Source organism: Novilysobacter viscosus (assembly GCF_046600715.1).
Classification (GTDB): Bacteria; Pseudomonadota; Gammaproteobacteria; order Xanthomonadales; family Xanthomonadaceae; genus Lysobacter_C; species Lysobacter_C viscosus.
In genome coordinates, this window is record NZ_JBJMAV010000012.1 from 1 (window position 1) to 19,927 (window position 19,927).

A 19,927-nucleotide genomic window follows, 5' to 3' on the forward strand; every position below is an offset into this window, starting at 1 on the left:
CCTACAGAAACCCACCGCCACCCCTGTAGGCGCGGCTCCGGCCGCGAACCCCAATCCATCGTAGCCACGCCACGTTCCGATCGCGGCTGAAGCCGCTCCCACAAGACCCCAGCCCACGCGACACACCCCCTTGTAGGAGCGACGTGAGTCGCGACCGCGCCACCCCGACAACCGCGCCACCACCGGCCTCCGATCGCGACTCACGTCGCTCCTACAGAAACCCACCGCCACCCCTGTAGGCGCGGCTCCGGCCGCGAACCCCAATCCATCGTAGCCACGCCACGTTCCGATCGCGGCTGAAGCCGCTCCTACGAAACCGCCCCCGCCACCCCGAGGACACCACCATGACCGCACCGTTCCAGACCGCCGACCAGCTCCGCCAGCAGTGGGCCAACGAACCGCGCTGGGCCGGCATCCAGCGCCCGTACGCCGCCGAGGACGTGGTCCGCCTGCGCGGCAGCGTGGCGGTCGAGCACAGCCTCGCCCGGCTCGGCGCGGAAAAGCTGTGGCGCCACCTTGAGCGCGAGCCGTTCGTCAACGCACTGGGCGCACTGACCGGCAACCAGGCCATGCAGCAGGTCAAGGCCGGCCTGAAGGCGATCTACCTGTCGGGCTGGCAGGTCGCCGCCGACGCCAACCTCGGCGGCCAGATGTATCCGGACCAGTCGCTGTACCCGGCCGACTCGGTGCCCGCCGTGGTCAAGCGCATCAACAACACCCTGCTGCGCGCCGACCAGATCCAGTGCGCCGAGAACGGCGGCGAGCGGCGCGAGGGCGACATCGACTTCCTGCAGCCGATCGTGGCCGACGCCGAGGCCGGGTTCGGCGGCGTGCTCAACGCCTTCGAGCTGATGAAGGGGATGATCGAAGCCGGCGCGGCCGGCGTGCATTTCGAGGACCAGCTGGCCAGCGCCAAGAAGTGCGGCCACCTGGGCGGCAAGGTGCTGGTGCCCACGCGCGAAGCGGTCGAAAAGCTCGTGGCCGCCCGCCTGGCCAGCGATGTCATGGGCGTGCCGACGCTGATCGTGGCGCGCACCGACGCCGAGGCGGCAGATCTGTTGACCTCCGACATCGACGCCAACGACCAGCCCTTCATCACCGGCGAGCGCACCGGCGAGGGCTTCTACAAGACCCGCAACGGCCTGGACCAGGCGATCAGCCGTGGCCTGGCCTACGCGCCGTACGCCGACCTGGTGTGGTGCGAAACCGGCAAGCCGGACCTGGAGTTCGCGCGCAAGTTCGCCCAGGCCATCCACGCCAAGTACCCGGGCAAGATGCTCGCCTACAACTGCTCGCCCAGCTTCAACTGGAAGAAGAACCTGGACGACGCGACCATCGCCACCTTCCAGAAGGAGATCGCCACCTACGGCTATCGCTTCCAGTTCATCACCCTGGCCGGGTTCCACGCGCTCAACTACGGCATGTTTGACCTGGCCCACGGCTATGCGCGCCGGCAGATGAGCGCCTTCGTCGAGCTGCAGGAGCGCGAGTTCGCCGCAGCCGGCCGCGGCTTTACCGCGGTAAAGCACCAGCGCGAGGTCGGCACCGGCTACTTCGATGCGGTCACCCAGACCGTCCAGGGCGCCAACTCGTCCACCGTCGCACTGAAGGGCTCGACCGAGGAAGCCCAGTTCGAAGACGGCGCGCCCGCCATCGCGGCCTGATCCGGCCGGCCCTGGACCCGCTGGCCGGCCCCGGCACCAGGCCCCGTTTCCCGGAGGTCTGGTGATATGCTCGGCTTCACAACGCGTTCATTTTCAATCGCGTGCGTGGGCCGGACCGGCGGGAGCAGGGATGAATCGCGACAACGTGATGCGCATGCCGATCTGTGAGCCGGCCGTGGCGGACCCTGTGGCAACCCCCGGGAACCTGGCTGCCGCCGTGCTGACTTCCGCCGAGTTCGATCTGTTCGCCCGCCTAGGCCGCGAGCGCCGGGTCGTGACCGGCGAGGTGCTGTTCCACCGTGGCGACGAAGGCACCACGATGTATGTCGTCGCCAGCGGCGAGGTCGAACTCGACTTCGGCGATGACCTGCTGGCCAAGCGGCTGGGGCCGTGCGAGTTCTTCGGCGAGCTCGGCCTGCTGATCGGGGACCACCCCCGCAGCGCCGATGCAACGGTCACCATGGACGGCGCGCTGCTGGAGCTGTCCCACACCGAGTTCGAGCGGCTGGTGGACCGCGACTCGGGCCTGGTCTCCTATTTCCTGCGTCGGGCGATCATGCGCGTGGTCGCCAACGAGCAGGGCCTGATCCGTCGGCTGCGGCGTCGCAACCATGACCTGCAGGCCGCGCTGGACCACCTGCATGCCACCACCACCCAGCTCAATCACACCGAGGAGCTGGTCCGTTCCGACGACCTCACCGGCCTGTACAACCGCCGCGGGCTGCACCTGCACCTGCAGGAAAGCCGGGCCATCGGCATGCCCGGTGGACTGGGCCTGATCCTGGTGGACTGCGACCGCTTCAAGCAGGTCAACGACGACCACGGCCACCTGGTCGGCGACCGCGTGCTGCAGAGCGTCGCCTCCATCCTGCGCGCCGTGTCCGGCCCGGACGACATCGCGTGCCGCCTGGGCGGCGACGAGTTCTGCCTGCTGGTGACCGCCTCGTCCAAGGACGAGGTGATGCGCTTTGCCGAATACATCGTGCGCACCGCGCGGCAGCTGATGGAGCTGTCGGAGGACCACCACGCCTCGCCCACCATCTGCCCGCTGAGCGTGGGGGCGGCGCTGGTCGACCCGGAGCAGGACTGGAACGACTGGTACGCGCAGGCCGACGGCGCGCTCTATCGCGCCAAGCGGCTGGGAGGCGGCCGCGTGGAGTGGCAGGCGCCGGCCGGCGCGACGGACTGACCGATGAGCGCCACCCCGCTTGACGTCGCAGCGACGCCTTCGACCGAGGGGGCGATGTTCGATGCGGGCGATGCGCCGCAACTGCGCACCATCCTGCTGACCGACATCTGCGATTCCACCCGGCTGGTGGAAGTGCTCGGCGACAAGGGCACGGCGCAACTGTTCCGCGAACACGACCGCCTGGTGCTGACCCTGCAGCAGCGCTGGCGCGGCCGGCTGATCGACCGTTCCGACGGGCTGCTGCTGCTGTTCGAGCGCCCCATCGACGGGCTCGGTTTCGCCATCGACTACGCCCGCGGACTGGCCGAAACCGGAAAGCTGCGTTCAATGGACATCAAGGTCCGCGCCGGCCTGCACGTGGGCGAGGTACTGACGTGGCGGAACAGCGAGGAGTCGGTGCGCGTGGGCGCCAAGCCCATCGAGGTCGAGGGCCTGGCCAAGCCGACCGCCGCCCGCCTGATGTCGATGGCGCGCCCGGGGCAGATCCTGCTGTCGGCGGTGGCCGAGCCGCTGGCCCACCGCGCGGCGCGCGAGCTCGGCGAGCGCGGCCAGAACCTGATCTGGAAGTCGCTGGGCCGCTGGCGCTTCAAGGGCGTGCCCGAGCCGCAGGAAATATTCGAGGTCGGCGAGCCCGGCCTGGCCCCGCTGCGCGCGCCGCCAAACAGCCCGAAGGCCTGGCGTGCGGTCCCGTTGTGGCGCCGACCGGCCATGCTGGCCGCGCAGGTGGCACTGGTGGTGGCGGTCGGCATCGGTGGCTGGCTCGGCACCCGCCCCGCACCGGCAATCGCCTTTGGCGAGCGCGACTGGGTGGTGGTCGGCGACCTGCGCAACCTCACCGGCCAGAGCGTGCTGGACGAGTCGCTGGAGCAGGCCTTCCGCATCAGCCTGGAACAGTCGCGGCACGTCAACCTGCTCAGCGACCTCAAGACCCGCGACACCCTGGCGCGCATGCAACTGCCCGCCGACACCGTCATCGACCGCGACATCGCCTCGGAAATCGCCCTGCGCGACGGCGCCCGCGCGGTGATCCTGCCGACGGTGGCGGAGGTGGGTGGGCGCGTGCGGTTCAGTGTTGAGGTGATCGATCCTGCTACTCAGTCGACTGTCTTTGCGGAGCAGGCAGAAGGGCAAGGCGCTGCGTCAGCGCTCGAATCGGTCGACAACGTGGTAGCCGCCCTTCGGCAAGAGTTGGGCGAAGCGCTACAAGTAATCGAAGAAAGCTCCAGCGCGCTGCCTCAAGTTACGACCCGCAGTCTTGATGCACTTCGCGCCTATGCGATCGCTCAGAAGGCCTATGCGCGACAGGATTACGACACGTCCATGCGCCTTTATGAGCGTGCCACTCAGATCGATCCCCGCTTTGCCCTCGCTTGGCTTGGTCGGATGAGAGTCAGTTTCGCGCGAGAAGAGAAAGAGGATGCGGTAGCTGCGTTGAGAAAGGCGCAGGTGTTGCGCGATCACTTGGCACCGCGCGAAATCATGTACATGGAAGCGTGGGCTGCACGATTCGACGAGCCGTCGGAAGCCTCCTCAAGATGGCAGGAGCTTGCACGCCTCTACCCCGACTACTTTCCGGGCCTCACAAGCGCGGCGATCTGGCTATATGAGGACAACCGCTTCGATGAAGCGTTAGAGATCGCGAAGTCCGCTGCGCAGCCTCAGAACGAAACCGCCTCCATCAACTATGACGTGCTTGGCAGATTGTTCCTGGGGCTGGAGCAGTACTCGGAAGCTTCCAGCGCTCTGGAATCGGCAGTCTCGCTGGGTTATTCCAGCGCCCTCCGGCGGCAGGTGGCACTACAGGCGGCAATGCGACGCCACCATGCGGCTTCTGTGCTTGCTGAGTCGCTACCGAAGCAGAATCCACACGCTTACTTTGAACAGGTAAGTCTTGGAGTAGATCGAGGGCAATGGATGACTGCGCGCAAGGCAGCTAACGAGGCACTCGGCAGGTTCGAAGCGCAAGACGCGTATTCCGGGCGCGCGATGCTGCTTCAGCTCGCCGTCGCCGAGTGGATGTCCGGCGAGTCAGAGAGTGCCGCGGGAAAGGTCGAGCGGGCAGCAGGCGAGGCGATCGCCGCATTGGACGCCGGCTGGAATCCCAATGCCGAAGATGACGTTGCCTTAGCAATCTATGCGGCTCTACTGGGGCAACGGCTTGGCGATGAAGATCTTGCCAAGCGAGTGTTGGACGCATTGCGTCGGCACGCTGAAATCGTGTCAGCCCCTAGTTTGACTGAGCTGCATGAAATACTACGTGCAGAGGTCTTAAGGTTACGCGGAGATACTAACCAGGCAATCGCCACCCTTGAGGGCAGCTCAAGCGAGAATGCACGCTATCAGATGAAAGTTGCACTTCTCAGTGCGTACTCAGATGCAGGCAAGCTTGATGAAGCAGTGAAGGAGGCCCGTTGGCTGCAGCGGCGTCGTGGATTGGCTTACGTCGAGTTGCGGTGCGGCCACTGCGTCCAAGCCTTAAATGTCGTGGACAGCAACCTTGCGGTGCTTGCGGAGGCCGAGCTGCTCGCGCGCCAAGGTAACCGCAAGGCTGCTGTCGCCAAATTAGCCGAGTTCGATCGAATCTGGCCAGTTGAAATCCTACCGGCTCATTTAAGCGATAGGCGGGCGGCGCTCGCCAACTTGGTATCTAAAGTCGGTGTTGTCTGATTGAGGCCCTTGAGCAGCATCACCCTGATTTCTTCACGAGCACCGCGAATTACCTCTTTTGGAGCAAGTTGCCGCACTTTGCAGTCGCGAAACGGCTGGGGCGCGATCGCCAGCGACAGCCCACACGCTGTCATCGCCCCGGGCTCCTGCGGCACGTAGCCGATTTCAGACAGGGCCGAGAGAGGATCGCGCTGGAAGCGATCGCGAAAACCGTCGTCCGTACTCAACAGGTCCAACAGCCGGTCGGCAATCCTGGCCTCCAGCGGTGCGGTCATCGTCATGGTCGTCCCCTTCCCCCTGTGCATCAGCCACGCGGCTGGCTGGCGGAATCTAACCCCATCATCCCGGGTGGACAACCGCAACACCGTGGTGGGAAGTGCAGCCAGCGCGGCATGGAGGACAATGGCAACCACCGGCGTAGAACCGTGCCGGGTCGATTCCCAGGGGGACATGATGCGGATCAGGCGTTGCGCTGTGCTGTACCTGGAGCCGCGGGAGGACACCGCGTTCGACCTGGGCGAGTTGTTGCAGGGAGGCGACGGCATCCGCCGCGTCCGCCGCTGGCTGGCACTGGCTCCGCACCTTGGGGATGAGGTCGAAGTGGATGCCGCCGGGCGTGAACTGCTCGGAGCGCTGAGCCCGACGCAATGGATCGATCCGGGCACGCTGGATGCGGAGGTGGCCGCCGCCCTGCCGCGGCTGATCGGCCTCGGGCTGGTGGTCACCGACGCGGCCGGGCACGATGCCCTGCGCCAGCGGGACGAGTCGCTGCGCGCCGTCCACTGGCACCCGCTGGCCGCCACGCTGCACGCCTTTACCCGCTGGAGCGGCGTCAACACCGTCAGGAACTCCCAGGACAGCGGCACCGAAACCGCGGTGGCGATGCGCGAGGTGCTGGGCGCACCGCCGGTGGAGGCGGCCAGCGTCACCGCGGCTGACGACGCGGTGACGCTGCCGCGCATTTTGCCCAACGACTTCGATGCCCTGCTGGCGCGGCGCGCCACCTGCCGGAACTTCGACGCGCAGCGACGGGTGCCCTTCGAGGTGTTCGCCCAGGTGCTGCAGCGCGTGTTCGCCGCGCAGGCCGAAGTACGGGTCAGCGACGACCTGGTGTTCCTGAAGAAGAACGTGCCTTCAGGCGGCGGGCTGCACCCGATGGAGTGCTACCTGATCGTCCAGCACGCCGAGGGCGTGGCGCCCGGCCTGTACCACTACCACGCCACCGCCCACGCGCTGGAGCCGCTGCCGGTGCCCGACGGCCGCAGCTGGGAGGGCGACGGATTGCGGGGCTTCGTCATGGACATGGTCGCCCAGCAGCACTGGTTCGCCGATGCCCACGTGCTGGTCATCCTTGCCCCGCGCTTCGACCGCACGTTCTGGAAGTACCGCCACCACGCCAAGGGCTACCGCGTGGTCGCCATGGAGGCCGGGCACCTGTCGCAGACCCTGTACCTGTCCGCCACCGAGGCCGGGCTGGGGGCATTCATCACCGGGGCCATCAACGAAGTGCAGGTCGAGCAGGCGTTCGGGCTGGACCCGATCCACCAGGGCGCGCTGGCGATCTGCGGCTTCGGCTGGCGTGCCCAGGCCATGGAGACGGCCGAACTGGACCCGGGGGGCGAGGTCTGGCGGCTGGCGGCCGAACCCGGTTCAGCTTAGCCGTCCGGAGGGCGCGACTTCCGGCATTAGACAGACCCCCCGGGGCGTAATAGGGTGGCGGCCCATTTCACAGGAGTTGCACGACATGTATGTTCGCAGTCTGATCGCGGCCCTGGCCATCTGCGCCAGCGTTGTCTTTGCCCCCGCCCTGGCGGCCGACACCCCGTCCCTCAACCTGGACGATGTGCGTGCCCAGCAGGCCGAGATCCGTGCCGGCGTACAGGCAGGCCGAGGGATCTACGAAGGCCTCCCGGCCACCAAGCGCGGTGAGCTGGTGTCGCGCCAGGAGAGGATGCTGGCCCTGATCGAAGGCAAGCAGACCGCGGACGATCTCACCGAAAAGCAGAAGATCGAGCTGTTCAATACGCTCGAGTGGATCGAGGCTACGGTGAACCGTGCAGAAGATGAGCGCATGGTTTGCGAAGTCCGCACCACCATTGGCAGCAACCGCAAGGAGCGCGTGTGCATGACGGTTGCCGCGATGCGGCGCATGCGTGAAGAAGGCCGCCAGCGCATGATGGATGGCGATCCGCTCGGTCGGCGATAAGCTCGGCCAGTCGGCAAAAAGGCGGCCAATGGCCGCCTTTTTTTCGCCCCGAGTCGGCGGCCAGCACGTCACCGGCCGGACTCGCATGGGCACCCGTGTCGGCGCGACGCCGGGGAGACTACGGCAGGTGCTCCCTCCACGATTGACATTTGACTTGTTGGCCCGGCGGGTGCGAGATGGGCTTTCCGCCAACGCGGTTCGGTGATGGTTCGCGGGTTTGCTTCGTCGGATCCAACAACTCTTAAGGAGCGCTGACGATGATCTATCGTGATTTGGTAGTGGCGGGGTTGCTGGCCATCGCTATGGTGGCTGGCCTGGGGGCCGCGCGCAGCGCAGCGGCGCAGACCGGGGCCCTGGTCTCGGGGCAGGACGATGCGTCCGGGCAGGAGCCCAACGGCCTCGAGTTGATTCGCGAGCAGCAACTGGAACTGAAATCCACCCTTGACGGCGGCGAGGCCGAACGCCTGAGCAAGCGGGAGGTCAACCGGATCCGCCAGGAGCAGGCCACGGTGTTCGCGCTGATCGAGGGCAAGGCGACGCTGGATGAGCTGTCGATCAACCAGAAGGTGGAGCTGGAGAACGCGCTCGAACGGATCAACGCCTACATCAAGGGCGGCCGCACGGGCCGTGACGAGCAGAACGTGTGCTGGCGCGAACGCATGTCCGGCACCAGTCGCATGACGACCCGGTGCGGCACCGAAAAGGAGCGCGACCAGGCCCGCGAGGGCGCCCGCGACTTCCTCAACCGGCCGCGCGCCTGCATACCGCCAGGTTGCGGCTGATTCCGCTGCGTTCCATTGCCGGCACGCGCACCCTTCAAGCGGGCGTGCAGACGCCACGGCGGTAGCCGATCGCTTCGCTGACATGCACGGTGGCGATCGAGTCGCTGCCGTCCAGGTCGGCGATGGTCCGCGCCACGCGCAGGATGCGGTGCATCGACCGTGCCGACAGTTGCAGCGCGTCGACGGCGCGTTCGAGCAGAGCCTGGTCGGCGGCTGACAGCACGCAGGTGGCGTTGAGCTGGGCCTGCGGCATGCGGGCGTTGGTGGAGGTGCCCCGCGCGTGCTGGCGTGCACGGGCGGCTTCCACCCGGGCGCGGACCGCGGCGGAGGCCTCACCCGGCGGCGCATCGGCGCGCAGCTCGGCGGGCGGCAGGCGCGGCACTTCGACCTGCAGGTCGATCCGATCCAGCAGCGGGCCCGACACGCGCCCCCGGTAGCGGCGGATCGCATCGCCGCTGCAGCGGCAGCGGGCACTCGGATCGCCGGCCCACCCGCACGGACACGGATTCATGGCCGCCACCAGCTGGAAGCGGGCGGGGAATTCGGCGGTGCGCGCGGCCCGCGACACGGTGACCACCCCCGACTCCAGCGGCTCGCGAAGCACCTCGAGCGCATGGCGGTCCCACTCGGGCAGCTCATCCAGGAACAGGACCCCATGGTGGGCCAGCGAGATCTCCCCCGGCCGCGGCAGCGCGCCGCCCCCGACCAGGGCCACCGCGCTGGCGGTGTGGTGGGGGCTGCGGTAGGGCCGTTGGCGCCATCGGGCCGGGTCCAGGCCGCGGCCGCTGATCGACGCGATCGCCGCGCTCTCCAGCGCTTCGTCCTCGCTGGCCTCGGGCAGCAGCCCGGCCAGGCGCGAGGCCAGCAGGGTCTTGCCACAGCCGGGCGGTCCCACCAGCAGCAGGTGGTGGCCCCCTGCGGCCGCGACCTCCAGCGCACGGCGTGCGTGCACCTGGCCGCGGACGTCGGCAAGGTCCGGCCCGGGGTCACGGGTCGGCGCGGGTGCAACGGCGTTGGGCAGGGTCTTGTGCCCACCGAGCATCGCGCAGACCTCCAGCAGGGTGCGCGCGGTCCGCGCCTCGACCCGGCCGGCCAGTGCCGCCTCCGGACCGTTGCCCAGCGGAACCACAAGCCGGTGCCCGGCGTCGGCCGCCGCGATCGCCGCCGGCAACACGCCTTCGACCGCCCGCAGCTCCCCGGTGAGGCCCAGTTCGCCGAGGAACTCGACATCGCGCAGCGCCTCCAGCGGCACCTGCCCGCTGGCCGCGAGGATGCCCAGCGCGATGGGCAGGTCGAAGCGCCCGCCGTCCTTGGGCAGGTCGGCGGGCGCCAGGTTGACCGTGATCCGGCGCTGGGGGAATTCGAACTGCGCGCACTGGATGGCGGCGCGCACGCGGTCCTTCGACTCGCGCACCGCCGCCTCGGGCAGCCCGACGATCGACATCGAGGGGAGGCCACCGCCCAGGTGCACCTCCACCCGCACGTCAGGCGCGCGCACGCCGACGCGTGCACGGCTGTGCACCACCGCCAGGTTCAACGGAACCGACTCAGGCGTCGTGGGTGTCGCCTGCGCGGCGGGCCGGGGGTCCGGCCTCCAGCGCGGCGACGGTGCGTTCCAGCGCTTCGAGCTTTTCACGCGTGCGCAGCAGTACCGCGCGTTGCACCTCGAACTCCTCGCGCGTCACCAGGTCCAGCCTGGCCAAGCCCGACTGCAGCACTGCACGGAAGTTCTGCTGCAGTTCCTCGCGACCTTCGCGAAGCCCGGGGGGGACCAGGCGGTCCAGGCGCCGGGCAAGGTCGTCGATGGGGTTGAGGTCGATCATGGCGGGCGGATCTCCAGTAGCGCGGCCCTGCAGCTTGCGGGGCGTGTCGCGGCGACACCATCGGCGGCCGCCGTGCCTGGCTGTCGGGTAAGTCCGCAGCGGCGGACCCGAACTTTACCCGAGGCCGGCCGGGCGACGCAGGGGCTACGCGTTATCCTGCATGGCGCACGCAGGCACGCTGGAGAAGCCCTCAATGAAGATGATCATGGCCGTGATCAAGCCGTTCAAGCTCGACGACGTCCGCGAGGCGCTCTCGGAGGCCGGCGTGGCAGGCATCACCGCCACCGAGGTCAAGGGCTTCGGCCGGCAGAAGGGCCACACCGAGCTCTACCGCGGCGCCGAGTACGTGGTCGACTTCCTGCCCAAGATCAAGCTGGAGGTCGCCGTGACCGACGACCAGGCGGACGCCGTGGTCGAGGCGATCATGAAGGCGGCGGGCACCGGCAAGATCGGCGACGGCAAGGTGTTCGTCTACGACCTGGAGCGCGCGGTGCGGATCCGCACCGGCGAACTGGACGCGGACGCGCTGTAGCGCATTGAGGTCCTGCCGACGGGTCGTCGCGATCGACGCTGCCGATCTACTTCAGCGTGCCGCGCCATCGCCCGCCGCGGGTGTTTCCGGGCGCGCTTGGCAGGGTTCACGACGAATTCATTGGGCGGCGCGCCTACTCGTTGCATAGCGACACAAGGACGGCAGTTGACACTGCCTCCGCACTGCGCATCACGCGATACGCCACGAACGTGTGGCCATTGCAAGTCAGCCTCCAGCCCGCGCTCGCCGGGACCGAGATCGGACACGATATCGGTGTAACGGGTGTTCCCCGGGCGTCGCGCACACGCCTTTTCCGACCACATTCAACGAGTCGCGTCCTCGCGGGAGCTTGGACGTCCCGGCTATGCCTGTCTCGTGAATGGGCCCGGGTTGAAGGAAAGGGTTCGGGCCGGTTCCTGATCCGATTCGCAGGTGCGCTGCCGCGGCTGTGCTCGCGTGGAGTCGTCCTGGACAAACGGCCTGCAGGAGCGACCGGACCACCTGGGTCGTGTTCGGCCTCTGGTCAGCCTAGCGATACGCGACGTCCAAGGAAGTGGGCGGTTCAAAACTCTCCAGTCGTCCCCCCACCACCAGATCAAATGGTATGGATTCGTTGACCACTCGTCCGCAGTGGGCCGGATCCACCCTCAGGGAACTCCCATGAAACAGGTCAAGTGTCTCCTGCCGCTGCTGTTGCTCACGCTGGGTCATGGCGTGCACGCCCAGCAGCTCCCGGGCGCTGGTAGCCAACTCCGGCAGCTGCCACCTCCCCCGGCCACGGAACAACCTGCGCCCGAGATTCGCATCGAAGAGGCGACCACGCCCGGCGCACCCAGCGCCGACTCGGTGCGCGTGCTGGTCACCCGGCTTGAGATCTCCGGTGCCCGTGCCTACACCGCGGACGCGCTCATCACGGTCTCCGGCTTCACCCCGGGAGTGGAGTACACGCTGCCGCAGCTGCAGGCGATGGCGGCGCGAATCACCGAGCATTACCGCACGAACGGATACTTCGTTGCGCGCGCATACCTGCCAGCGCAGGACGTGTCCGACCACGTCGTGACGATCGCGGTCAGCGAAGGCAACTACGGCCAGGTGACGCTGCGCAACCAGACCAACCTCGCCGACGGCGTGGCGACGGGACTGCTCGACGGGCTCGAAAGTGGCGACGCGATCACGCTGGACCCGCTCGAAAGCCGGTTGCTGCTCCTCTCGGACATCCCGGGCGTCAAGGTGAGTTCAACCCTGGTCCCCGGCAGCATGCCCGGAAGCTCCGATCTGATCGTCGACGTCACCCCCGGAAAACGCGTCAGCGGCAGCGTCTATGCCGACAATGCAGGCAACCCCTACACCGGGGAGAACCGAGTGGGGGCCACCGTGAACCTCAACAACCCGCTGGGACGCGGCGACGTGGCTTCCCTCACTGCCCTGACCTCGGGCTCGGGACTCCAGTACGGTCGCGTGTCCTACCAGCTGCAACTGGGCCGGGCGACCGCCGGCATTGCCTACAGCCGGCTGGAATACGAGTTGGGCGAGCAGTTCGAACTGCTCGGTGCGAACGGCACGGCGGAGGTCGTCAGCCTTTTCGGCAGCTACCCGCTGATCCGCTCGCGAGACACGAATCTGTACTTCGGTTTCGCCGCCGAGAGCCGTACGTTCCAAGACCGCATCGACGTCATCCCGAGCGTTACCGACCGTGAGGCCCGGGTATTCACCCCGAGCCTGTACGGCAACCACCATGACGGTTTCGGCGGCGGAGGCTACAGCACGTTCGTGCTTGCCTATTCGGCTGGCACGCTCGACATCCAGACACCGGAGGCCCTCGCCGCGGACGCCGGGAGCGCGCGTACGGACGGTTCCTACGGCAAGCTCTGGTTCAACGCGACGCGACAACAGCGCGTCACCGACAAGCTCTCGCTGCACGGTTCGTTCACTGCCCAGCACGCCACCAGGAACCTTGACCCATCGGAAAAACTGGTGCTCGGCGGGATGGACGGGGTGCGCGCCTATCCGCAGGGCGAGGCATTCGGCGACGAGGGTTACCTGGCGCACCTTGAGGCCCACCTGCTTCTGGCGGGTTTGTCGGAACGCGTGCCGGGCCAGGTGCACGTGCTCGGCTTCGTCGATGCCGGGCACGTCACCGTCGACAAGAACCCGTGGTACGCCGGAGACAACAGCAGGACGCTCAGCAGCGCCGGCCTCGGCGCCACGTGGGGTGATCCGGGGAACTTCGCGATACGGACCTACTACGCGGTGAAGCTCGGCAGCGAAGACGCGATATCCGCGCCCGACAAGTCAGGACGCTTCTGGATACAGGCAATCAAGCACTTCTGATCGGTTGGTCAGCCCCTACACCCGGACCTGAAAAGCCTTCGAGGATCCACCAAATGAACAGCACCATCCGATCGATCCGCTCCCGCCACGCTGCCGCTGTGACGGGACTTGCCAACGTAGCCCGGCGGCCCCAGGGCGCAGGTTCGCGCCGCGGCGAACGGTGTTTCGCCGTGCATGCGCTGACGGGCGCGATGCTGCTGGCGCTCGCCGGTGCCGCGCAGGCGGGCCCCGCCGGCGGGGTCGTGGTTGCAGGCGACGGCACGATTGTCAGGAGCGGCGCCAACACCACGATCACCCAGTCGACCCGGGGCATGGTGATCAACTGGCAGAGTTTCAGCATCGGGTCTGGTGAAACCGTGCAGTTTGTTCAGCCCGGCAGCACTTCCGTGGCCTTGAACCGCGTGCTGGGTGCCGACCCGTCGGTGATCCTCGGCTCGCTCAAGTCCAACGGCAAGGTCTTCCTGCTCAATCCCAACGGGATCCTGTTCGGCAAAGGGTCCTCGGTCAACGTCGGCAGCCTGGTGGCCTCGACGATGGGAATCAGCGATGCGGATTTCATGGCCGGGAACTACGCCTTTAACGGGGCGGGGGCCGGATCAATCGTCAACCAGGGCGACATACGCGTCGCCGACGGTGGCTACGTGGCCTTGATGGGCCGTAGCGTCAGCAACCAGGGCGTGATCTCCGCGCGGCTGGGCAGCGTGGCGTTGGCGGCCGGCGCAGCGGTCACTCTGGATGTGGCAGGCGACGGCATGTTGAATGTCTCGGTGGACACCGGCGCGGTGGATGCGCTGGCAGAGAATGGTGGGCTGATCCGCGCTGACGGCGGCCGCGTGCTGCTCACTGCCCAGGCCGTCGGAAACCTGTTGCATACGGTGGTCAACAACACCGGTGTCATCCAGGCGCAGACGATCGAGAATCGCGACGGCACCATCCTGCTGCTGGGAGACATGCAGACCGGGACCGTCAATGCTGGCGGCGTGCTGGATGCCAGCGCGCCGGATGGCGGCAACGGCGGGTTCATCGAGACCTCCGCAAGGACCGTCAATGTCCACCGCGATGTGACGGTAACCACTGCCGCGACCGATGGCAGGACCGGGACATGGCTGATCGACCCGCAGGACTTCACCATCGGCAGTGCCCCGGGCGACAACATCGCTGGCTCAACGCTGTCGGCCCAGCTCGTGACCAACAACATCACCATCAGCACGGCTGGCGCCGGCAACGACAATGGCGACATCTTCGTCAATGACGCGGTCAGCTGGACCGCCAGTGGCGGCCCTACGACGCTGACCCTGGAAGCCGATCGCAACGTCGACATCAATGCGGCAATCACCGCGACCAATGGCAATCTAGTGGTGTGCTGCGGGCAGGACGTAAACGTCAATGCCGCAATCACCACGACCAACGGCAGCGTGTTGCTGGCCGCCGGGCGCGACGTCAACCAGCGAGCGGACATCACCGTTACCGATGGCAACCTGATGATGTGCGCCGACGACGACGTCAACATCTTTGCGGCGATCACCCTGACCCGCGGCACTTCGGATCCCACCCGAAGCCTGGGCCTGCCGCTCGGGCTGACCCTCAGCGCCGATACCGACGGCAGCGGCCCGGGCATCGAGGGCGGAACCGTGGTGTTCGACTCGCTGGCACCGCCCGCCACGGTCACCGCCGCGCCGGTCAACATCTACTACAACCCGGTCTCGTACACGGCACCGACGGACTACTCGACCAACTTCACCCTGACCGAGGGCGCCGCGCTGAGGCAGTACATGCTGGTGTTCGCCGACGGGGGCGATAAGACCTACGACGGCACCACCTCGACTACGCTGTCGGGATTGAAGGGAAGCCCCGCAGGGGTGACGCTGGTTGCTGGTCCGAATGCAAGCGCCCACTACGATTCCCCGGACGTGGGTGCCAATACGGGCATCAGCTACACCGGCTACACCCTGGGTGGAGCCGACGCAGGCTTGTATGCGCTCGCGGCCAATTGTTGTGGACCGGTGTCCGCGCATACGACGGGAACGATCACGGCTGCTGCGACACCGCCGCCTCCGCCTCCGCCTCCGCCGCCGGTGACCCCGCCGCCTCCGCCGCCGGTGACCCCGCCGCCGCCGCCGCCGGTGACCCCGCCGCCGCCGCCGCCGCCGGTGACGCCGCCCCCGGTTACGCCGCCGCCGGTGACCCCGCCTCCGGTTACGCCGCCGCCGCCGGTCACGCCTCCGCCGGCAACGCCGCCGCCGCCGACGACGACGACGCTCGGAGTGACCCCGCCGTTGCCGCCTCTGCCCCTCCCCCCGCATGGAGAGCTGGTCGCTGTCGCGCCGGAGTCGGTGCCGCCCATGGTGCTGGAAGTGACGCCGGTGCCGCCCGCGGACGAAGAAGAGCCATACGTGGCGCCGGTTCGCACACCCAAGCCCTACCGGAACTGAGCGGTGTCCAACCTCACGCCAGGTTCGATCCAGCCGGGAAGGACCACCGCGCCCCGCCGTCTGGTCCGTGCCCGGTCGCGGGGGCTGGTGGTCCTGCTTGCGCTGCACGCAGGACTCGCAGGGGCGGCGGGCTACCCCGCGCAGTCAAGCACGGGCGATGCAGGGACGCTCGCTTCGGGCGGCGACGCGCAGGCCCCTGCCGCCACGAGCGGCGGGGGTTGGCGGCTGGCGAATTTCCAGAAGCAGCCGGCGTCCGCAGAAGTCCGGCACATCGCCCACTGGGCGCTGGACTCAGGCGACAACGGTGGCATGCCGTACATGATCATCGACAAGGTCAATGCCCGCGTGTTCGTCTTCGATGCACAGGGTCAGCTGCGCGGCGCGGAACCGGCGCTGCTCGGCATGGGAGTGGGTGACGTCTCTGCCGAAGGCACCGGCGCGCTGCGATTGGCGGCAATCCGGCCACAGGACCGCATTACCCCGGCCGGTCGCTTCGTCGCAGCTCTGGATCGCGACCTCAAGGGCCAGGAGATTCTGTGGATCGACTATGACGACGCGCTTGCGCTGCATCGGGTGGTGAAGGGGCAGCCCAGCGAGCGTCGCGGAGAGCGATTGCTGAGTACCACCACCGACGACAACCGTATTTCCTACGGGTGCATCAATGTGCCGGTGCGCTTTTATGAGGACGTGGTCAGTCCGGTGTTCCGGGGCCCGGGCGGGGTCGTGTACATCCTTCCTGAAACGGGCCCGGCACGGGAGCTGTTCAACTCCTACGAGGTGGGTTCAACGGCCGCTGGGGGTGAACGGGACCAGCGTTGATCGGCACGCGAAGATTCGGGCGCCCCCGCCAGGCGGGGGCGAACTGCTGCCCTGGAGAAGGCTGGAAGCCGTTGTCGTCCCACGATCCTGGCCGCCGCGGTCGGGACCTTCTTGAAGGTGGAAGTTGCCTGCAACCCGGGATGGACGGCCAGGAGCGGGGCTAGGATCGGGTCAGGCGGTGCGCATCCGCACCGGCGGGAACGAGACGATGGTGTCGACGGTTTGCGGCACCCTGGGCGCACGCGAGCAGCTGGCCGAAGACGCCCGGGTTTTCAATTGGGACCCGGGCGCGTGCATTCGCAGGGGGACCGCGGGCGCGGTGGCGTGTGGTCGCGTCGGCGAGTAGCCCCCCGCGGTGTCCGCGACGGGGGCGGAGGCCAATCGGCCCCTCCGGCTACCCGGCGAGCGCCTGCGCCACGAACGGCGGCAACGACTGCGCGCCGCGGTGGATGTCGGCGCTGTAGTACCGGGTGTCGAACGTGCGGGCGCGGGCTTCATCCTCGCTGAAGTCGAACCCGTGGCCGGTCTTGCGTGCCAGGGTGCAGCTCCACCAGCCGGTCGGGTAGCACGGCTGCGGGAAGGGCAGGGTCTGGAAGGCGGCGAAGCCGGCCTTGCCCATTTCGGTGCGCATCGCCTTGATGAGGTCCAGCAGCGCCAGCGGTGACTCCGACTGCTGCACCAGGATGCCGTCGTCCTTCAGCGCGCGGAAACAGCTGTCGTAGAACGCCTTGTTGAACAGGCCCTCGGCGGGTCCTACCGGGTCGGTCGAATCGACGATGACGATATCGACGCTGCCGGCTTCGCAGTTCTTCATGTAGGCGATGCCGTCGTCGAACAGCAGCTGCGCGCGCGCATCGCCGTTGGATTCACACAGTTCCGGGAACCACTTCTCGGCCATCCGCGTGACCTGCTCGTCGATATCGCATTGCACGGCGCGTTCCACGCCCGGGTGCTTGAGCACCTCGCGCAGGGTGCCGCAATCGCCGCCGCCGATGATCACCACGTTCGCGGGGGCGCGGTGGGTGAACAGGGCCGGGTGCGACATCATCTCGTGGTAGAGGAAGTTGTCGCGGGTGGTGAGCATCACCGCGCCGTCGATCAGCATCAGGTTGCCCCAGTCGGTGGTCTGGAAGATCTCGATCTTCTGGAAGTCCGACTGCACTTCGTCGAGCTTGCGCGTCACCCGATAGCCGATGGCCGAACCGGTGGTCTCGAAGTTCTCGTAATGCCAGCTGGGCTCGGTCATGGGGCTTCCTGTGGTCTGCGCCGCGGGGGGTGGTCCACGGCGGGGTGAGGGCGGCGATCGCGGGGGTGCAGATCGCAGGGGCGCGGATTGTAGCGAAGCCGGCATGGGCGCCGGATCATGGCCCCCTGCGAACGGGGCGGGGCCGGGGGGTCCGGTAGAATGCGCCTCCCCCCGCCCCCGGTTCCCGCCGATGTCCGACTGGTCGATCGATCAGGCCCGCACCACCTATTCCGTCCCGCACTGGAGCGAGGGGTACTTCGACGTGGACGGGGCCGGCCGGGTGGTGGTGCGTCCGCGCGGGGAGGCGGGCCCGACCGTGGCCCTGCCGGAGGTGGTCGACGCCGCGCGCGCCGAGGGTGCCCGCCTGCCGTTGCTGGTGCGCTTTCCCGACATCCTCGGCGACCGCCTGCAGAAGCTGCAGCGCGCCTTCGGCCAGGCGATGGACGACTGCGACTACCTGGGCGGCTATACCGCCGTCTATCCGATCAAGGTCAACCAGCACCGCGGCGTGGCCGGCCGGCTGGCCGAGCGGGGCGCGGCCGATCCGGCCCATCCGCAGGCGGCCTTCGGCCTGGAAGCGGGCAGCAAGCCCGAGCTGATGGCGGTCCTGGCGCTGAGCCAGCCGGGCGGCCTGATCGTCTGCAATGGCTACAAGGACCGCGAGTACATCCGCCTGGCGCTGATCGGTCGCAAGCTGGGGCTGGAAACCTTCATCGTGGTCGAGAAGCCCTCCGAGCTGTCGCTGGTGATGGAAGAGGCGGCATCGCTGGGCGTGAAGCCCGGCCTGGGCGTGCGCATGCGGCTGGCCTCGCTGGGCGCCGGCAAGTGGCAGAACAGCGGTGGCGACAAGGCCAAGTTCGGCCTCAGCCCGCGCCAGGTCCTGGACCTGTGGAAGCGGCTGCGCGACGCCGGCATGGCCGATTGCCTGCAGCTGCTGCACTTCCACATGGGCAGCCAGATCTCCAACGTGCGCGACATCGCCAGCGGCATCCGCGAGGCCACCCGGTATTTCGTCGAGCTCTCGCGGCTGGGCGCCAACGTGCGCTACATGGACGTGGGCGGCGGACTGGGCATCGACTATGAAGGCACCCGCTCGCGCAGCTACTACTCGATCAATTACGGACTGGCCCAGTACGCCTCGACCATCGTGCAGCCGCTGGCGGAAGCGTGCCGCGAGCACGGCTTGCCACCGCCGCGCATCGTCACCGAGTGCGGGCGCGCGATGACCGCGCATCACGCGGTGCTGGTGGCCAACGTCTCGGAAGTCGAGCGCGCGCCCGAAGGCCGGGTGCCCGAGGCCTTCGAGGACGAGCCCGGGGTGGTGCGCCACCTGCGCGAGATCCATGACGAACTGGGACAGCGCCCGGCGGTGGAACTGTTCCACGAGGCCGTGCACCACCACAGCGAGGGCCTTTCGGCGTATGCGTTGGGGCAGATCGACCTGGTGCACCGTGCGCGCATCGACGACCTGTTCTATGCCATCGCCCACGGCGTGCGCAGCCGCCTCAGCCCCGGCGAGAAGAGCCACCAGCCGGTGCTGGACGAGCTCAACCAGCGGCTGGTCGACAAGTACTTCGTCAATTTCAGCGTGTTCGAGTCGATGCCCGACGTGTGGGCGATCCAGCAGGTGTTCCCGATCGTGCCGATCGAGCGCCTCGACGAGGCGCCCGCCCGCCGTGGCGTGATCGCCGACCTCACCTGCGACTCGGATGGCCGAATCGACACCTACGTGGAGAACGAATCGCTCAACACCTCGCTGCCGATGCATGCATTGCGGCCCGGCGAGGGGTACCGGCTGGGCTTTTTCCTGGTGGGTGCCTACCAGGAGATCCTCGGCGACATCCACAACCTGTTCGGCGACACCGACGCGGTCGAAGTGCAGGTGGATGCCAGCGGCGAGGGCTACCGGCTGCTGCAGCAGCGCAGCGGCGACACCACCGACGTGATGCTGGACTACGTCGGCTACCGGTTGGAGGACCTGCGCGCGGCCTACCGCGCCCGGGTGGACGCGGCCGGCTTGCCCGCCGCCGAGGCGCAGCGGCTGGCCGCCGCCCTTGAAACCGGGCTGACCGGGTACACCTACCTCGATGACACGCCCCTGGACGACAGGCCGGACGGTGCCTCGCTACCCGACGGCATGGCGCCCGCGGGGGCCGCGAACCGATGACCTCCGCCGGCCCCGGCCGGCAGCCGACACCGTGCGCCACCCCGCTACGGATGCCCCTGGGCCGATCCG

General features: G+C 68.0%; 13 protein-coding genes and 2 pseudogenes. 11 read left to right on the top strand and 4 right to left on the bottom strand.

Going from position 1 to position 19,927, the window contains the following annotated elements; genetic code table 11:
- Nucleotides 1-344 precede the first annotated feature (344 nt).
- The 3 genes from aceA (at nt 345) to ACJQWL_RS13375 (ending at nt 5,520) form a co-directional block, all read left to right on the top strand.
- Nucleotides 345-1,664, top strand: a complete 1,320-nt coding sequence (gene aceA / locus ACJQWL_RS13365; protein WP_330969426.1) for an isocitrate lyase — start codon at nt 345-347, stop codon at nt 1,662-1,664.
- A gap of 130 nt (nt 1,665-1,794) precedes the next feature.
- Nucleotides 1,795-2,853 carry a GGDEF domain-containing protein gene (locus ACJQWL_RS13370; protein ID WP_411300955.1) on the top strand — a complete coding sequence of 353 codons (1,059 nt, stop codon included), beginning with the start codon at nt 1,795-1,797 and terminating at the stop codon, nt 2,851-2,853.
- 3 nt (nt 2,854-2,856) lie between these two features.
- Nucleotides 2,857-5,520 carry a putative peptide modification system cyclase gene (locus tag ACJQWL_RS13375; RefSeq protein WP_330969427.1) on the top strand — a complete coding sequence of 888 codons (2,664 nt, stop codon included), beginning with the start codon at nt 2,857-2,859 and terminating at the stop codon, nt 5,518-5,520.
- Here the strand turns inward: ACJQWL_RS13375 and ACJQWL_RS13380 are convergent.
- Nucleotides 5,460-5,972, bottom strand: coding sequence for an NHLP-related RiPP peptide (locus ACJQWL_RS13380; protein ID WP_330969428.1), 513 nt, complete (start codon nt 5,970-5,972; stop codon nt 5,460-5,462). The genes ACJQWL_RS13375 and ACJQWL_RS13380 overlap by 61 nt on opposite strands.
- Nucleotide 5,973: 1 nt before the next feature.
- Between ACJQWL_RS13380 and ACJQWL_RS13385 the strand changes: the two genes are divergently transcribed.
- From ACJQWL_RS13385 to ACJQWL_RS13395, 3 genes are all read left to right on the top strand, one after another.
- On the top strand, nt 5,974-7,179 hold the full coding sequence (locus ACJQWL_RS13385; RefSeq protein WP_330969429.1) for a putative peptide maturation dehydrogenase: 1,206 nt from the start codon (nt 5,974-5,976) through the stop codon (nt 7,177-7,179).
- Nucleotides 7,180-7,255: 76 nt separating this feature from the next.
- Nucleotides 7,256-7,726 (top strand): hypothetical protein, encoded by a 471-nt coding sequence (locus tag ACJQWL_RS13390; protein ID WP_330969430.1) that lies wholly within the window; start codon nt 7,256-7,258, stop codon nt 7,724-7,726.
- Between the two features lie 257 nt (nt 7,727-7,983).
- Entirely contained in the window at nt 7,984-8,508 is a 525-nt protein-coding gene (locus ACJQWL_RS13395) for a hypothetical protein (RefSeq protein WP_330969431.1), read from the top strand.
- 34 nt (nt 8,509-8,542) lie between these two features.
- On the opposite strand, the gene ACJQWL_RS13400 is transcribed toward ACJQWL_RS13395, so the two are convergent.
- Nucleotides 8,543-10,045: a YifB family Mg chelatase-like AAA ATPase gene (locus ACJQWL_RS13400; protein WP_411300960.1), complete on the bottom strand. Its 1,503-nt coding sequence runs from the start codon at nt 10,043-10,045 to the stop codon at nt 8,543-8,545.
- Between the two features lie 12 nt (nt 10,046-10,057).
- Nucleotides 10,058-10,331: pseudogene (gene ubiK, locus ACJQWL_RS13405) on the bottom strand (ubiquinone biosynthesis accessory factor UbiK); the annotation flags it as partial.
- 193 nt (nt 10,332-10,524) lie between these two features.
- Here ubiK and ACJQWL_RS13410 point away from each other — a divergent pair.
- The 4 genes from ACJQWL_RS13410 to ACJQWL_RS13425 all read left to right on the top strand — a co-directional run bounded on the left by ACJQWL_RS13410 (nt 10,525) and on the right by ACJQWL_RS13425 (nt 16,445).
- Nucleotides 10,525-10,863: a P-II family nitrogen regulator gene (locus tag ACJQWL_RS13410; RefSeq protein WP_330969433.1), complete on the top strand. Its 339-nt coding sequence runs from the start codon at nt 10,525-10,527 to the stop codon at nt 10,861-10,863.
- Between the two features lie 660 nt (nt 10,864-11,523).
- The gene (locus ACJQWL_RS13415) at nt 11,524-13,194 is read left to right on the top strand and encodes a ShlB/FhaC/HecB family hemolysin secretion/activation protein (RefSeq protein WP_411300956.1); all 1,671 of its coding nucleotides are present in this window, start codon (nt 11,524-11,526) and stop codon (nt 13,192-13,194) included.
- A gap of 170 nt (nt 13,195-13,364) precedes the next feature.
- Nucleotides 13,365-15,626 (top strand): two-partner secretion domain-containing protein, encoded by a 2,262-nt coding sequence (locus tag ACJQWL_RS13420; RefSeq protein ID WP_411300957.1) that lies wholly within the window; start codon nt 13,365-13,367, stop codon nt 15,624-15,626.
- A 3-nt stretch (nt 15,627-15,629) separates the two neighbouring features.
- A complete protein-coding gene (locus tag ACJQWL_RS13425) occupies nt 15,630-16,445 on the top strand; it encodes a hypothetical protein (RefSeq protein WP_330969954.1) in 816 nt (271 codons plus the stop codon).
- 394 nt (nt 16,446-16,839) lie between these two features.
- On the opposite strand, the gene speE is transcribed toward ACJQWL_RS13425, so the two are convergent.
- The gene (gene speE / locus ACJQWL_RS13430) at nt 16,840-17,691 is read right to left on the bottom strand and encodes a polyamine aminopropyltransferase (RefSeq protein WP_330969953.1); all 852 of its coding nucleotides are present in this window, start codon (nt 17,689-17,691) and stop codon (nt 16,840-16,842) included.
- Nucleotides 17,692-17,881: 190 nt separating this feature from the next.
- Here speE and speA point away from each other — a divergent pair.
- A pseudogene (speA, locus tag ACJQWL_RS13435) lies at nt 17,882-19,792 on the top strand (arginine decarboxylase); the annotation flags it as partial.
- Nucleotides 19,793-19,927: the final 135 nt, after the last annotated feature.

Coding starts and splice junctions, on each gene's coding strand:
- aceA (WP_330969426.1), top strand. CDS start 345: ATGACCGCACCGTTCCAGACCGCCGACCAGCTCCGCCAGCAGTGGGCC.
- ACJQWL_RS13370 (WP_411300955.1), top strand. CDS start 1,795: ATGAATCGCGACAACGTGATGCGCATGCCGATCTGTGAGCCGGCCGTG.
- ACJQWL_RS13375 (WP_330969427.1), top strand. CDS start 2,857: ATGAGCGCCACCCCGCTTGACGTCGCAGCGACGCCTTCGACCGAGGGG.
- ACJQWL_RS13380 (WP_330969428.1), bottom strand. CDS start 5,972: ATGTCCCCCTGGGAATCGACCCGGCACGGTTCTACGCCGGTGGTTGCC.
- ACJQWL_RS13385 (WP_330969429.1), top strand. CDS start 5,974: ATGCGGATCAGGCGTTGCGCTGTGCTGTACCTGGAGCCGCGGGAGGAC.
- ACJQWL_RS13395 (WP_330969431.1), top strand. CDS start 7,984: ATGATCTATCGTGATTTGGTAGTGGCGGGGTTGCTGGCCATCGCTATG.
- ACJQWL_RS13410 (WP_330969433.1), top strand. CDS start 10,525: ATGAAGATGATCATGGCCGTGATCAAGCCGTTCAAGCTCGACGACGTC.
- ACJQWL_RS13415 (WP_411300956.1), top strand. CDS start 11,524: ATGAAACAGGTCAAGTGTCTCCTGCCGCTGCTGTTGCTCACGCTGGGT.
- speE (WP_330969953.1), bottom strand. CDS start 17,691: ATGACCGAGCCCAGCTGGCATTACGAGAACTTCGAGACCACCGGTTCG.